The organism is Mucilaginibacter phenanthrenivorans (genome assembly GCF_024721155.1).
Classification (GTDB): Bacteria; Bacteroidota; Bacteroidia; order Sphingobacteriales; family Sphingobacteriaceae; genus Mucilaginibacter; species Mucilaginibacter phenanthrenivorans.
The window spans coordinates 370,960-387,384 of the sequence record NZ_JAHVAP010000007.1; the positions used below are offsets into that span (position 1 = coordinate 370,960).

Annotated in this window: 10 protein-coding genes; 3 read left to right on the top strand and 7 right to left on the bottom strand. The window is 41.0% G+C overall.

The features are described from left to right. Window positions 1–47 precede the first annotated feature (47 nt). Entirely contained in the window at window positions 48–863 is an 816-nt protein-coding gene (locus KXD93_RS19035; RefSeq protein WP_258138932.1) for a 2,3,4,5-tetrahydropyridine-2,6-dicarboxylate N-succinyltransferase, read from the bottom strand. A 137-nt stretch (window positions 864–1,000) separates the two neighbouring features. On the opposite strand from KXD93_RS19035, the gene KXD93_RS19040 reads away from it, so the two are divergent. Both KXD93_RS19040 and KXD93_RS19045 read left to right on the top strand, forming a co-directional pair. Further along, window positions 1,001–1,402, top strand: coding sequence for an RNA-binding S4 domain-containing protein (locus tag KXD93_RS19040; protein WP_258138933.1), 402 nt, complete (start codon window positions 1,001–1,003; stop codon window positions 1,400–1,402). A gap of 537 nt (window positions 1,403–1,939) precedes the next feature. After that, entirely contained in the window at window positions 1,940–3,343 is a 1,404-nt protein-coding gene (locus KXD93_RS19045) for an undecaprenyl-phosphate glucose phosphotransferase (RefSeq protein ID WP_258138934.1), read from the top strand. A 23-nt stretch (window positions 3,344–3,366) separates the two neighbouring features. Here KXD93_RS19045 and KXD93_RS19050 read toward each other — a convergent pair whose 3' ends face one another. Together KXD93_RS19050 and KXD93_RS19055 are read right to left on the bottom strand one after the other, a co-directional pair. Further along, the gene (locus KXD93_RS19050; protein ID WP_258138935.1) at window positions 3,367–3,849 is read right to left on the bottom strand and encodes a nucleoside deaminase; all 483 of its coding nucleotides are present in this window, start codon (window positions 3,847–3,849) and stop codon (window positions 3,367–3,369) included. A 79-nt stretch (window positions 3,850–3,928) separates the two neighbouring features. After that, complete coding sequence (locus KXD93_RS19055) at window positions 3,929–4,519, bottom strand: OmpH/Skp family outer membrane protein (RefSeq protein ID WP_258138936.1); 591 nt, start codon at window positions 4,517–4,519, stop codon at window positions 3,929–3,931. A gap of 197 nt (window positions 4,520–4,716) precedes the next feature. Between KXD93_RS19055 and gyrB the strand changes: the two genes are divergently transcribed. After that, on the top strand, window positions 4,717–6,675 hold the full coding sequence (gene gyrB, locus KXD93_RS19060; RefSeq protein WP_258138937.1) for a DNA topoisomerase (ATP-hydrolyzing) subunit B: 1,959 nt from the start codon (window positions 4,717–4,719) through the stop codon (window positions 6,673–6,675). Between the two features lie 62 nt (window positions 6,676–6,737). Here the strand turns inward: gyrB and KXD93_RS19065 are convergent, their stop codons facing one another. The 4 genes from KXD93_RS19065 to KXD93_RS19080 form a co-directional block, all read right to left on the bottom strand. Further along, a complete protein-coding gene (locus tag KXD93_RS19065) occupies window positions 6,738–7,193 on the bottom strand; it encodes an aspartyl protease family protein (protein ID WP_258138938.1) in 456 nt (151 codons plus the stop codon). Further along, the gene (locus tag KXD93_RS19070) at window positions 7,186–8,685 is read right to left on the bottom strand and encodes a PAS domain-containing protein (protein ID WP_258138939.1); all 1,500 of its coding nucleotides are present in this window, start codon (window positions 8,683–8,685) and stop codon (window positions 7,186–7,188) included. Before KXD93_RS19070 ends, KXD93_RS19065 begins: the two co-directional genes overlap by 8 nt. 274 nt (window positions 8,686–8,959) lie before the next feature. Next, window positions 8,960–11,254: a translocation and assembly module lipoprotein TamL gene (gene tamL, locus KXD93_RS19075; RefSeq protein ID WP_258138940.1), complete on the bottom strand. Its 2,295-nt coding sequence runs from the start codon at window positions 11,252–11,254 to the stop codon at window positions 8,960–8,962. A 2-nt stretch (window positions 11,255–11,256) separates the two neighbouring features. After that, the gene (locus KXD93_RS19080; protein ID WP_258138941.1) at window positions 11,257–16,395 is read right to left on the bottom strand and encodes a translocation/assembly module TamB domain-containing protein; all 5,139 of its coding nucleotides are present in this window, start codon (window positions 16,393–16,395) and stop codon (window positions 11,257–11,259) included. Window positions 16,396–16,425 lie beyond the last annotated feature (30 nt).

Consider the following 16,425-nt stretch of genomic DNA (forward strand, 5'->3'; position numbering starts at 1 on the left):
GACCGATTGATTAATCTGGCATCTCAAATCTCACGTCTCGAATCTAACTACACAGCAACGTTATTTTCGCGCAGCGCATCATTCAGTGATGTCTTCTTATCTGTTGATTCCTTACGCTTACCAATAATCAGCGCGCAAGGCACCTGGTATTCGCCGGCCGGGAACTTTTTAGTGTAGGAACCCGGAATAACAACTGAACGTGCAGGAACGTGTCCTTTGTATTCAATAGGTTCATCATGGGTAACGTCGATGATTTTTGTTGATGCGGTTAACACAACATTTGCGCCCAGCACAACTTCTTTTTCAAGGTGAACTCCTTCAACAACTATAGCCCTTGAACCTAGAAAGCAATTGTCTTCAATAATAACCGGTGCAGCTTGCACAGGTTCTAAAACACCGCCAATACCAACTCCTCCGCTTAAATGTACATGTTTGCCAATTTGTGCGCATGAGCCAACTGTAGCCCATGTGTCAACCATGGTGCCTTCGTCTACATAAGCGCCAATATTTACATATGAAGGCATCATGATAACGCCTTTTGCCAAATGAGCGCCATAGCGGGCTATAGCATGCGGAACCACGCGTACGCCTGTTGTCGCATAATCCGTTTTTAATTTCATTTTATCATGAAAAACAAATGGGCCGACTGACATTTCTACCATCTGGCGGGTTGGAAAGTACAGTATTACTGCTTTTTTCATCCATTCATGTGTATGCCAGCGTGTTCCAATCAATTCGGCAACGCGCATAGTGCCTTTGTCTAAATTTTCAATCACGGTATCAATCGCATTGATATATTCAGTGTAATGCAGCAGGTTCCTGTCTTCCCAGGCCTCTTCAATAAGTTTTTTTAGGTCTTGCATCAGTAAAATTTAACTTTCAGCAAATTAAAGGATTTTTAGGGAATTTGTTTAACTAAGTGTTAACAGCTAATTCACAAACATAAAATTATTATAAACTTAAACCTGCATTATATAAATGTTTGTAATTTTGAGCGCCAATGCCAGTAAAGGAAAAACTTAGAATAGATAAATATTTGTGGGCGATAAGGTTGTTTAAAACACGCACGCTTGCTTCTGATGCCTGCAAAGCTGGCCGGGTGAAGTTGGATAGCCAAAATATTAAACCGTCGCATGAGGTTAAGCTAGGGGAAGTTTACCAGGTTTCAAAAGGGCCAGATAAGAAGATAGTTAAGGTTACCGGCTTGCTCGAAAATCGTGTAGATGCAAAAAAAGCAATTGATTTTTATGAAGATATTACTCCTGTTGAGCAAACCCCCGCATTTAAATCAATGTTTCATGCTCCATTACTAAAACGCGACAGGGGGACGGGGCGCCCAACTAAGAGGGACAGGCGGGAAATTGACGGATTAAAGGATGATTTTTTCGAAAAGGGTGATTAATGTGCTGAGGTTTGACCGTTTTAAAGCATTACTCATTGTAACTTTCCGGATACATTTAATAAAATTTATATTATATTTATCCATAATAAATTTGTTTTTAAATGGTAATTGCGTAGCTAAATGATTCTTTTTTTTTAATAAAAAACCATATTTTTGAGCTTAATATTAATAGAAAGATAATTAATATATGTATTGATTAATAGTATGAAAAAAAATCTACCAGATCGTTTTTTTATTCCCTTCATCAATGGCTTTTGCAATAACGGTTGTAAATTAAAAGCTAATTTTTTATTTCACGAGGGCCCTTAGAATCATTAAACTTTAAGTCGTAGCCTTAAATAATCTAAGCCGTTTACCATTCCGTACTTTAGTTGTTATTATAATTAATTGAAATATTTAATAAAAACTAATTCGTTTTGGTTTTCAAATAATTGCGACAGCTATTATGTTATCAAATGGAAAGACATAAAATATTTTAGCAATTATCTTAATAGATACTTCACAGATCTATATCTATTTTTAATCTGCAGAATTTGAATGATAAACAGACATACTACATTTTTTAAAGCTTTAAATCTGACAATTGACTATTTGATACTTAATATAAGTATGGTAACAACCTACTTTATTGAGGATAGGTCAAATGTATTTTGGGCGAATAATAGAAGGTATCTGCCGATCGTGTTAGTCTTTAACCTGATATGGCTTTTGTCGGCCAATATTTCGGGGTTATATGAACAGGTGCTGAATAAGGATTCAGTGAAAACTTATCGAAGTGTAATCCGCACTTATTTTCTTTTTGTGAGTTTTATCTGTTTTACAATTCTCATATTAATAGGCACAGAGGCTTATTTCATAACACGTCAATATTTATTTTATTCTTTAGCGCTTTTTGGATTTTTGCTGGGACTTTGGAAGCTCATCTTTTTGATAATTAGAAAAAGTGAACGTGCTTCGTTAATTGATACCAGGGACGTGATAATTGTGGGGGCCGGACGGATTGGGATTGACCTGCATAACTACTTTTTGCAAAACCCTGATGTTGGATATAAGGTGCTTGGCTTTTTCGATGATATCCCGGCTAATATTAAGGAAAAGGAATTGTACCTAGGCGGCATAAATGATTGCATTGAGTATGTAAAACATAATAAGGGCGCGGAGATTTTTTGCACCCTGCCTGTATCTGATTCGGAAAAAGTTGAAAGATTGATGGTTGAGGCTGATAAAAATCTTATTCGTTTTAAATCAGTGCCTGAATATTACGATTACCATAAAAAACCAACCTATATACAAAGCTTCGGACATATCCCTATTATTTCAGTTAGGACTGAGCCGCTTGAAAACCTGCTCAACAGGTCTAAGAAAAGGATTTTTGACATTGCATTTTCCTTATTTGTAATACTTTTTGTATTCAGCTGGTTGTTTCCCATCCTGGCAATTATTATAAAGCTGGAATCAAAAGGGCCAGTATTTTTCACACAAACCAGGTCAGGGCGAGACAACCATCCGTTTAAATGTTACAAATTAAGGAGTATGAGGGTTAATAACGACTCGGATAAGGTGCAGGCTACCCGTAATGATCGCCGTATTACCAAATCTGGTGCATTTCTCAGAAAAACCAGTCTGGATGAATTACCACAATTTTTTAATGTTTTGATAGGTAATATGTCAGTAGTTGGTCCGCGGCCGCATATGATAAACCATACTGTAGAGTACTCTGCGTTGATAGATATGTTTATGGTAAGGCACTTTTTAAAACCAGGTATTACCGGTTGGGCGCAGACAAACGGACTCAGGGGGGAAACAAAAACTGTGGAAGATATGGAGCAACGAGTCGAAGCTGATATCTGGTACCTGGAAAATTGGTCGTTCCTGCTCGATCTTAAAATTGTTTTCCTAACAATCCGGAACTCGCTGAAAGGGGAGGAGAATGCTTTTTAAGTTAATAATCCCAAATCAAACTATCAATAATGTGTATTGCCAAAATCACCTGTTCGCCATAACTTGAAGACCGGTAAAGCCTCTTCCCGCAATAACTGAATAAAAGGAAGTTTACGTTCTTCCATTTTGCGTTCAATCTCTTCGTAAATAAAATTGTCGTCAAAGCCGATATTAGCCGCATCGGTTTTTGTATTAGCATAATAAATTTTATCAATACGAGCCCAATAAATAGCTCCAAGGCACATAGGGCAGGGCTCGCAGCTGGTGTAAATTTCACAACCCGACAAATTATATGTATCCAACTCTTTGCAAGCCAGCCGAATTGCCGAGATCTCTGCATGTGCAGTAGGATCATTTTCCGTTGCGACTTTATTTGCGCTGCTGGCTATTATCTCGCCGTCTTTAACAATCACCGCTCCAAACGGACCTCCCAGGCCGCTTTTAAGATTATGCTCAGACAGTTCAATTGCCATCCGCATAAATTTTTCGTGTAACTGGTTTTTCATCAGCCCAAAATTAAAAAACCCCGGCTTATGGCCGGGGTTTTTCTTAATAAATGCGATAGTCTTTATTTGCATTTATGCATTATTTTTTGTCCTTTGCGTAAGCGTCATTCAATTTTTTAAGGAAATCTGCTGTTATCTCCAGGCTTGGATCAGCATATAGCAATTGCGTGTTGCCGGTTTGGAATGTCAGGATCATTTTGTAGCCGTTATCCTTAGCATATTGTTTACTGAAACTATACACCTTTTCATAAAGTTTTTGAGTTTCACCTGCCTGTTCATTCTGGAACTGTGCACTTGCATTTTGTTCATAAGTTTGCAGGTCCTGGCCCTTACGCTGTAAATCCTGCTCTTTTGTCTGGCGTTGATCTGCACTCAAAGTATTTGCAACTTTTTGATACTCGGCAACTTCTCTTTGAAAAGCTTGTTTGCGGCCGCCTACGTCATTTTGCGCGGCCTTGCCTTTATCTTCCATGCGTTTGCGCATGTCTTTAGCATATTCGTATTTAAGTGATACGCTATCCTGGTTTATGTAAACTATTTCGGGTTTAACGCTGGGCGCAGTTGTTGCAGCTGTTTTATCAGCCGGTTTGTTTTGGTTACATGCTGTGATGCTTCCTGCAAGTAACACACCTAAAGTGATTTTTGTAAAAATCGAAGCCGTTTGTTTCATTTTTAAAATTGGTTTTGCTGCGTATCTACGCACGAAATTTTGATCGTTCTAATTTATATAAATTTTGACAAAGATAAACTTTCGGAACAAGTATCCTAATCTTTTAGCGGGCATGTTTATATACTGCCATATTTATCAACAATGACTGTAATTTGGGGTTATTTTCGTACTTTTGAAGGTTATTGTTTTAACCATATATGAGCGAAGAAAAAGAAGACAAATCAAATTATTCAGCAGATAATATACAGGTTTTAGAGGGTTTAGAGGCGGTACGTAAACGCCCATCCATGTACATTGGTGATACAGGTGTTAAAGGCCTTCACCATTTGGTATATGAAGTTGTTGACAACTCGATAGATGAGGCGCTGGCCGGCTACTGCGACACCATAAACGTTACCATTCACAAAGGAAATTCCATTACGGTTGTAGATAATGGCCGTGGTATTCCAACGGGGATCACTACAAAAGAAAAGGTTTCGGCACTGCAAATCGTAATGACGGTTTTGCACGCGGGGGGCAAGTTCGATAAAGATACTTACAAAGTATCCGGCGGTTTGCACGGTGTAGGGGTAAGTTGCGTTAACGCACTATCAACCCACATGAAAACCGTTGTTGAGCGTGAAGGCAAAATGTTTACCCAGGAATATGCACAAGGCAAGCCCTTATTCCCTGTAAAAGAAATCGGCGTCTCTGCCCGCACAGGGACTACCCAAACCTTTCAACCCGATCCGGAGATATTTACACTAACTACTGAATATAAGTTCGATACGCTGGCTGCGCGGTTACGCGAACTAGCGTATTTAAATAAAGGTATTAGGTTAACTTTAACCGATGAGCGTGAGCCTGAAGAGGATGGAAGTTTCCCTATGGAGGAATTTTACTCAACAGGTGGTTTAAGCGAGTTTGTTAAATTTTTAGATGGTACCCGTACGTCAATTATACCGGAGCCAATTTATGTTGACGGTATAAAGAACGGTATCCCGGTTGAACTGGCGCTGCAGTACAATGATACTTACACTGAGAATGTACACTCATATGTTAATAACATCAACACCATTGAAGGTGGTACGCACGTTGCAGGTTTCCGCCGGGGTTTAACCCGTACCTTAAAGGCTTATGCTGATAAAGAAGGATTATTGAAAAATATGAAGGTTGAAATTACAGGCGATGACTTCCGTGAAGGGATGACCGCCGTAATTTCGGTTAAGGTACAGGAGCCACAATTTGAAGGGCAAACCAAATCCAAGTTGGGTAACAACGAAGTGATGGGCGCTGTGGATATGGCGGTAGGTGAGATCCTTGGAAATTACCTGGAGGAGCACCCTAAGGAAGCCAGGATGATAGTAAGCAAGGTAATACTTGCTGCAACAGCCCGTGCTGCTGCCCGCAAAGCCCGTGAAATGGTGCAACGTAAAAGCGTTATGGGGGGCTCAGGGCTACCAGGCAAGCTTTCGGATTGTGCTAATAGTGATCCTGCATTATGTGAATTATACCTTGTGGAAGGTGACTCGGCGGGTGGTACCGCCAAACAAGGGCGTAACCGCGAATACCAGGCAATTTTACCATTACGTGGTAAGATCCTGAACGTGGAGAAGGCCATGGAGCACAAGATCTACGAGAACGAGGAAATAAAGAATATGTTTACCGGCCTGGGTGTTAGCCGTGGCACACCGGAAGATGATAAGGCGCTGAACATGACCAAGCTTCGTTATCACAAAATTGTGATCATGACGGATGCTGACGTGGACGGTTCCCACATCACTACCCTTATCCTGACATTCTTTTTCCGTTATATGAAGGAGTTGATTGAAAATGGATATGTGTATGTTGCATCGCCGCCATTATACCAGGTTAAAAAAGGTAAGGAATTTGAATATTGCTGGACAGAAGAACAACGAGATGCGGCCGTACAACGCCTAAAGGGAGCAGGTAAAGAAGACAGCGTACATATCCAGCGTTATAAAGGTTTAGGTGAGATGAACGCCGAGCAGTTATGGGATACCACTATGAATCCGGCAACCCGTACCTTGAAACGTGCAAGCATTGAAAATCCTGCCGAGTGTGATCATACCTTCAGTATGCTTATGGGTGATGAAGTTGCCCCGCGCAGAGAATTTATCGAGAAAAATGCGAAATACGCGAGAATAGATACATAAGATTTAGAAAAATAATTTTTCAAAGGCCTTGCTTTAACGAGCAAGGCCTTTTTGTTGAAGCTTTATTTCCTTAACAACATGCGACTTTTTCCATAATCAATCACAGCCTTATATTTCATTAGCAGATCTCCGCCTAAAACACCCAAAACTTCGGGGTGGCCGAGTTGACGATAGGCGATGTTTATGGTTGAAAGATCAAGCACAGCCACTTCAAATTCATCAATCAAAAGCTTACCGATCCGCATATCAGTTATTGCCGCTGTTGATGATTCCATACTGTTTGTTCCCAAGCCGGTGGAAAGCCTTTCACTCGTGGTAAGGACAGCGTTCTCTGATGCCTGGAGCAGCATGGTTTGATCAAAGGCGGTTTTTGAGGCACCGGTATCCAAAACAACGATAAACTTTTTTCCAAAGACCTTTATCTTAACCAAAGGGTGGAAGCCATCCTCATGTAGATCGATTATTTGTAGCGGGACGGTTATTCTTTTTGGCACACTGGCCGATTTAGTTTTAGTCATGATCTGCTGCTTCTTTTGCCATCTCGATAATAATTGTATCCATCCTTTTTAACTCATTTTGCATGTGGGTAAATAATTCGCCATCTTTTGGATCTTCCTTTAGCATGGCTATAAGTGCCTGTAAATTAGCTAAGGGACTCCGGATAAGATGAGACTGCTTCCAGGCCATTTCCTTTATACTGTTAATATGGTTTTGAATGCTTTCGTAAGCATTTTTTAGATTCTGTTCAGCGTTTAATTTTTCCGTGATGTCATTCGTCATAGACAGTCTAACAGGCCGGCCCTCAAATGTTATGTCGTATGCTATTATCTGAACATACATTGCTGTGCCATTCTTTTTAAAATGTTTTACAATCCGCGAACCATCTGTATTTTGAGCTTCCTGTCGGTATCCCTCCATTTGTTCATCGTAATCATCCTTAGCTCTGAAAATTTTCGTGCTTTTATGCAAAAGTTCTGCCTTTTCATAGCCGTAATGCTTCGCCCCGGCATCGTTGACCGCAATTATCGTCTGGTCGTCCTTTGCTATCATCCACATGGGCATGGGGTTACTGTCAAAAAGCAGTTTGTATTGCTGTTCGGACGAGCGCAACTCCTCTTCTGCTTTTTTCCGTTCGGTAACATCGATCATTGAGCCAATAATGGTGGGTTCACCATCAATAATGGCCCGGCTTCCATGAAATTCAACCCAATTAACTGTGCCATCCTTTTTAGTGCCCATTGCCTCATAGTTTACACTTTCCACCTCACCAGTTATTCTTTTTCTAACATTATCATTCGCAATTGCTTTGTAGTCGTGATGAAGTATTGAATCAACTTTGAAGGTCCCCGTCATTTCCTCCGGGCTGTATCCAAAAACTTCGGCAAACCGGGGATTAACATAGGAGAATTTTTCGTTTTGAACGATGTAAATACCCACCATCGATTTTTCGGTGACAGTTCTGAATTTCAGCTCAGCTTCCCTTAGTTCCGATTCCATTTTTTTACGACCTGTGATATCCCGTGCTATGACCATTATACTATCGTCAGAAAATCGTTTTACATTAACTTCGACAGTAAAGATCGTTTTGGTTTTACTAACAAATCGCCTTTCACGGATCACTGATCCATCGGTTTTATCCATTTTTTTCGGCAGGGGATCAACTTTTAATTCTTCTGGATCAATTATCGACTCAATGCTTAAATGCAGTAATTCCTCCTTGGTGTAGCCTGTCATTTTACACATGCTGGCGTTAACATCGGTGAAATTGCCCTGGAAATCAAGTATATATATTGCATCGGATGCCTGTTCGATGAGCGACTGATATTTTTCTTCACTCTTTTTAAAATCCCGCGACCTAACCCTATTCATTCCAATTTGGGTATACAATAGTATTGAACCCACTACGATATGGCAGAGGGGGAAATAGAATTTTGTAAAAAGCGAACTGATGATGAGGTCCTTAAGAGCCGTTATGTCAAAAAGCCATGCAGCTATAGCAATGCATCCCATAATTGCGGAAAGGGTTGCAATCACTAAGATTGTTGTATTTCTCTTTGGCTTATACATTTACTGACGACAGGTCTGGCATAAAAAAAGTAATAATCCCAAGCCTTTTACGTATAACACCCGGTTAGCTGTTGCGATAAAGTTAAATTAAAAGCTAGTTAAAAACGTTTGTTTTTTAACCAGGGTCAAATTTATGGCTAATAAATTATGGATGGTGACCGAAGGGTAGATTTTGTTTATCCGGAACTATTTTTAAATTACCATTTAATGGACTTAATTAAAATGGATATCCAATGGCAAGGTTAAAGATCATGTTGCTGCCGTGCCATTTTGCATCGGTGAAATCAATGCCATTGATAACTTTACGTTGACTGGCAGGTAAGTTTGGTTCGATAAGGGGAAAGCCAAAATCAGTCCTCAAAACCAGCACAGTTAAATTGAAACGTAAACCAAAGCCGGCATCAACGGCCATTTGATTGATGAAGTTGGAACCAAATGCAGCGCCGGGCTGAAGCCTGTTAGGCCGCAATAGCCAAATATTACCGGCATCAACAAATAGCGCTCCCTCAACAATACTGAACAACTTAGGGCGGAACTCGGCATTAGCCTCAATTTTTATATCGCCCGATTCATCTGCCAGGAAGGCATTCCCGGTATTTAGTGACGGTGGTAAATTGTACGCGCCGGGGCCCAATGAACGTGCCTGGAAGCCGCGAAGGCTGTTAGGACCACCTATGAAAAATTGCTGACTGTACGGTAAAACTGTTGAGTTTCCATAAGGCAATCCAACACCTACTAAAAAGCGCGTGGCCAGTTTAATCCCCGGGGTTAATTTATGATAAAACCTGATCTCGTTCTCTAATTTAACATATTGATTGAAAGGGGTTCCAAATAGCTTTTTAACTTTGCCTGCAAGCGTATCCGCGCCGGTTACCAATCCAAAAATATTTGCCGACGTACTTACCTTTCCATTGTAATAAAAAGTATTTGTTCGGTAATCCTCGGTTGTGTTGGTATAAGTGTAACCGTATGACGGGCCGAACGTGAACTGGTTATTTATTACGTGGGCTAAGGCAGGGTTACGCGTATGCGCAATACTGTCCTTGTAGATCTGTGAAATACTTGCCGCATCAACATAAGTAATATTCATGAGGTTCAGATCGTGCTGCTTATGAAGGTTTGGCTTCCACGAGTAACCAAACGACGTATTGAACGAATTTAATGTGTAAAGCTTGGTCCGGTTAATCAGTGTATAGCCCGCCGTTAAAATGGTGTGCGGGATAAATGCATTATCGGTGTTGAAACTGAACGGACCGATAAACCTTGGCCAGCTGATACTTGGCTGAATACCCGCCTGGTAAACGTTGTACCCATTACCTGTCCCGCCAAATTGCAGATCGGTACTCCCAAACAGGGTGAGAGTAAATAGTTCTGCACCTTTAAACGTATTCCGGTTTTTAAAATTTAGATTTATCTGGGCTCCGTTGTAGTTTGCAGAAGTTTGCCTTCCTAACAGGTCAAGCGATAGCGCCTTCCTCTTGTATTGAGTTAACTGGTAGTAAATATCCAGGTAAGGCGAATCTGGTGTTACGTCTTCAAACCTGTTTTTTACATAGCTGAATGGCCCCAGATTGATCATCCTGTTTAATGAGTTGTTGTGTTTGGTGCGATTATATGTATCACCTGGATGCAGCAAAACCGCATTTTTAAATACGAAGGGCCTGACAGTTTTTTTGGGATCGATTACATTATACCAGCGGTATTTTACTGCAGAATCTAATTTAGTTGCGGTATCGCGCAAGGTATAACGTGGATAAACATAGATGTTCCTGATCTTATAGATCCAGCGTGCTTCGTCAGGTGTTGCGTTCTTTACTTTAACAAACATGTCAATTTGATGCCCCGCAACTGTGCTATCATACTTCATTATCAAATCCTCCGGAGCGAAATAAAAATAGCCCTCTTCCTTCAAGCGTGCATCTATTCTTATCCTTTCATTTTTGATAACGTCAAGATTGTACTTGTCACCTGCTTTTAAAAAGGTATTGGCAGAGGTGCCTGTAACCGCAGTATCCAGATCGTCTTTTTCGCCCGGGAATACAATCTTACGATAATGATATGACGGCCCGGCATGCACTGTATAAACAGCTTTGGCTGTTTTGTTTTTGCTTACCGTATCACCACTTACCTGGGCCAAAAAGTAGCTTACATTTTGCAGTCTGTTCTGCAGTATCGAGCTGTTTTTTGTCAGGTCAACACTGCTAACCAATACCGGTGGTTCGCCAATATGAGTATTCAAATAATGCCTTAAGCCTGTTCTTTTATTGGTACGTGTTTTATTATAAACCCAAAGCTTAAATCTTAAACCTAATATACTGCTGTTCGGTTGGGGGCGTAATAAGGCCTCCAGATTCTCTTGAAGAGCATTAGCCTCACTTTTTTTGATATCCTTATCATCAATTTTTATCTCACCGCCCGTATATAACTTTTGGTTTGGAGCTAAATACTTGGTATTGCTGCAGGCGCTTAAAAAAAGAGCAAAAACTACAAATAGATATCTAAGCTTGGCCATATTTAGTTTTGTGGTTTATTGTTTTGGACTGGCTGAACCGGCGCTGCTGTAGAATCGACTTTTTTATCAGCAGCCTTTTGTTCGTTCTTTATTGCTTTCTGCTTTTCGTTATATTCCTTCTCCAGTTGCTTATCTTTTTTCGATTTTTTGGCGAATAGTTCCTTAAAACGGTTGTACTCGTAAGTTAATGTAAAACCGATGCCGGTTTCTATAACTTCGCCTTCAACCACTATAAATTCATCCTTACGGTAAACTCTCACCATGTATCTGCCATCCTTGGTGATTTTATAGTTAACCGAAACGTTGCCCGCAATATCTGTAGATTTTTGACCAGGCTGATTTTGCCCTTCCAGGTTAAAGTTATTACCAACTGTTACGGTCAGGCGGTCGTTAAGGAACTGCTTGGAAAGCCCGACGTTGAGATCCGTTCGGTTTTGCTCGGTGCCTGTTGAGTAGTCCTGTCCTGATGTCAGGTCAAAGCTTAGCTGCACGCCACCTATCAGGTTGCCTGCAAGCTTGTTCAGTTGATCGGACAATAAACTACTCACGCTATTGCGTATGGCACCCCCGATTCCAGCATTGCCCCCCTGGCTCTGGAACGGATTGTCGCCAATAAAGTGACCCAGCACCAACACGCCCAGCACTTGCTTGTTCATTTCGTTAGGGTCTGTTCGTATTTGTGAAAGGCGCTGATTTACAGTTGATACCACATCAGGAGATACTGTATAACTACTATCCGGCAATACAATATCAAAACTGATATCAGGTTTTAAAAGTTCGTTCTGTAAGCGCAGGTTTACGTTAAACGGGAGCTTTTGCTTATACATGGTTGTGGTGGTCTGATCGCCGCCAAGCTGGTCACTCACAAGGTCGATAGGAGGGACGTTTGCTACATATATAGCTGTAAGGTCAACGTTGGCGCTGGTCGGATCTCCGGTCCAGTTAATTGTGCTGCCAGGTTTGAAGTTAAATTTGCGTTTAACAGTAGCGTAAGCCAGGTTATATGAGCCACTTGCTACGGTATATTTACCTGTTAAGTTTATTTTTCCGCTAGGGTCTATGCCCCCGTTTAAATGGGCTTCACCTTGCAAATGAACCACATCACCATTTCGTTCGTCTATTACAATCGTGAATTTTGCGTTTTTATTTACGTTGATATTTGCGGTAGCATCCAGCCCGGTCACGTCTGATTTTCGCAACGAATCCAATTGTTTGGCTAAAAATATAGAGTCGAGTTTGGGCGCATTCGGGTTTATTACTTCAACAACACCCTTTCGATCCTCAATGCCGGGGTCATCTTGTGGCAATACAATGGTGAGGTCCGTCTTGTCGTTAACGGTAAGGTTGGCATCAACAACAGGTTTAGCCATATTACCGCGGATGGTAATCCGGGTATCTATAAACAGTTTCCCATAATACAGCCTGTTGTCTTCCTGAGTCGAATTAATTGCCCTGAAATTGGTTGCGTTAATATCGATACCAAATTTAAAATCGGTAAATGTTTTGGTATAGAGCGTTCCCGTAACAATTGCCTTATTACCCAGCGAATCGATCAGGGTAAAATCATCAAAGAGGATGCCATCGTTGTTGAATGTGATCTTTTCGTTTGGCATGGTAAAGTAGGAGTTAAGCATAGAAACATTAAAGCCTACCTTATTAAAATTCACATCGCCCCTAACAACCGGTGCGTCTGTGGTTCCAGTTATTTTTAACTGCCCGGTAATATCTCCGCTGGCACGCCTGATGCTGCCAAAGCTAAAGCCCTCAATGCTTTTCATTTTCAGGCTCACAATATTCAGGTTCAAATCAAATTTACTTTCAGGTGCGGTGTAATACAAACCATTTAAGTTAACCTGGTTGCCCTTGCCCGTAACTGTAACGTCAGCGGCATAGGCATTAGCTGTTTGATTATTCACCTTCAAGGCTATGTTACCTACTGTATCGCCTTTAAAGTTAAAGTCCTTTACATTTAGCGCTGCTGTAAATACCGGAGATTTCTGAAAATTACTGATATGGGTATCACCGTCAATGACGCCGCCAACTTGTAATGAATCCTGCTGGGCAGCAGTGGTTAGGGTTTCTATTTTAAAGTTCTTAAAGCTAACCGTTATCGGGGCGTTGTATTCCTGGGTGTCGCTGTTTATGCTTAAAACCTGGTTGTTGTTGGTTAAAGTAAAATCGCGGGCCATTATACCTTTGTTGCCAAATTGAAATGCGTTGTTTGCGTTAACCGCCCATTGCGTATAATTCAGGATAAGGCCGTCCTGTAAAAAGTTAAACTGGTATTCATCCGGTAAAACGCTGAATACTCCCGCTAGTCGGTAGCGTTCCTTTTTCGCAGCATCGCGGATCTGTAAATTAATATTGAGCTTATTATTTTGCGCGCTCCCCGTTACACTGGTGTACAACAAGTTAATGCTCGACGAAGCTTTTATATCATCGGCAGTAAGGCTATAATTTAGCGCGTTGTTATTGGTATTGATGGCCAACTTCATGTTGTTAACAACGTTAGTGCCATAAACAACCTTTGGCATCGAGCCATTTATATCAAGGACGCCAGCCTCGCTGTCAAAGTTTCCACTGATTAGAACAGGATCAAGCGTTTTTAGATCAGGGACAAGCTTGTCCGTCAATGGCGTTTTAACAACCCTGATGTCAAACTTAAACTGCTGTGGTGAATATTTTACCACCGTTTTATTTGATGCTACAGTAGTGTTATAATATTTATTGATCAGATCCTGCATCGCCGGTGCAACTTCGGTGAGCTTATATTTACCTGCCATGTGTGCGTTAAGCATTGGCGCCTTTAGCCGCAGTGTGCTGCTGTCCGCATTTGCAGTTGAAACCAGGCTAATGGTGTCCAGCTTTATCGTCTGGTCTTTTTGTGCCAGCAGAAAATCAGTTACTTTAATGTTGGCATTCAAATAATCAGGGTCGGCAGTTGGTACATCGGCTACAATTTTACCATGAATCCGCATATCATCCTTGGTGAAATTCAGGTTTTTTAGATTGATACTATCCAGTTGTAAAGTAGCCGCTACAGACGGGTATTTCTTGTTCATGTCGGCCTTTCCATCCAGCGTAAAGTTGATGTTGGGGTCCTTCATGTTGGCTTTTGCGGTATAATTGCCATCATGTGCAGTGCCTGTCATTACCAGATTTTGGTAAGTGTAACCCTTAACATAGGCTTTTACCACATTGCCACTGAATTGCAGGTTCGCCTTTTTAGGGTCGAGGCCGGCGCCTTTGATAGTTGCTGTAAGCGTTATGCTGCCGACCGTCTGCGGTTGTTTTGTTAATGCACCAACGTTTAAATTATTTGCTTTAATATTAGCCGAATAGCTTGCTGTTGCCTTATTATTACCGTTCTTCATGGCGGCAACCAAATCAACCGCACCATAGGTGGAGCGCAGGTTCATTTTGGTGTTAAAAGTGTACATGCTGCCCTTAAAAGTTCCCTTTAGGTTTAGGTTGGCAGGAATGCTTACCGAAGCGGGGATCATTGACGCGGCAACAAGCTTACTTATGTCTGCGCGACTGGTGGTTAAATCCGCGATGGTAACATCAAAATAAGCTTTATTCATGTTCGGCAATCCGCGCATATTGGCCGAAGCCTTGATATGGGTATTGCTCAGTCCCTTCACTTCAAAATTAGGGATGCTCAAATTATTCACGTTACCTATAACTCTGCCATCAATTCTGAAAACAGCATTCGGCGAATGTTTAAATGGTTCCATGCTCGCCATAGTTGGCATAAGCAATAAAACATCCTTTAGGCCAAGTTTGCTGCCGTCTAAATTTGCGTTAACATATAGCTGGCCAATATCTTTGGTGATCGATGCGATAGACGGATAGCTAACCTGCAATTGCTTTTGCAATACTGTTTGTGGCGTTTCAACCAATAGGTCGTTTAGGTAAGCGCTTTTTGGTCCGTATAAAAATGAAGTATGGAATTTCTGAATGATAAGGCCGCTTTTTTCAGCAAATGTGAACGAGTTAACTTTCCCTGATATGGTATCCAGGCTATAGGAAATATCCTCCACATCGGCATTCAGATTTTTAATATCCATATGCGCAAAGTCAAGCCCTTTCGGCAAAGCTTTTTGTGCATCATTATCAAATTGGATATTGTCATTGCTAAAGCTAACCTTTGCTAATTTAGCCCGCCAGCCCTTTCCACTGGTTGGGGTTGCTACCAGTGTATCAAGCTTCTTTACTGCTTTTACAACTTCTTTCTTTACAGATTCAGGTTTGGCAAATGTGATGCCTGCTTTGGTATCATCAAGCGTAATGTTTTTTATGCCTATTACCTGGTTTTTAAGGTCGATCTTATCCATCACCATCAAAAATTTACCCAGGTTAACCTTGCTGCTCATTTCCTTGCTGCGGTAGTCAACCTTAACTTTTGATACATCGATAGTACCAAGCTTAAGCGTCATGCTGATAGGAGTGGTGGTAGTATCAACCGGGACCACCCTTGTGTCATCCGAAGTTATCGGTGATTGTATAATGCGGGCATCAACATCCGAAATGTTGATCTTAGGTATGGTAAATTTCATTTTATCCATATCAAAGTCCTTTATCCGGGTATCAAAGTGTCCGAGGATAAATTTTACATCGTTGCCGGTTATTTTGTCTTTGTACGATACATTGATCTTGTCAAGGATGATCTTATCGATAGAGAACTTCATTGTGGACGCGGTATCAGTAGGTTTTACCTCTTTTTTCTGTTCGCCAGCAAATGCTTTTGTAATGTAATCGAAGTTGAAAACGCTGTCGGTGCCGCGGCTAATGTTGGTGGTGATGCCTTGCAGGTTAATTTCGTTGATCTCCACCTTATTACTCAGTAGCTTTAACAAACTGATGTCAAGTTTTAACTTTTCGCCTGCAATAAGAGTGTCCTTGTGTTGGTCCTCAAAATATACGTCTTCTAAAACGATGAGCTTTGGCAGCCCCAGGCTAATGTGACCTATTTTTACGGGAGTGTGAATTTTACCCTGGATAAAAGTAACCGCTTTATCCTTAACAAAATTTTGAACGGAAGGTACCTGTATTAAAATTACGATAAGGAGTACCAGGAAAATGATACTTGCAATTATCCATAGTATGGTTTTTAGGGCTATTCGTCCAAATCGTTCCAATTCTAAAGTTTTTTCAAAGGGTGAGCGCTT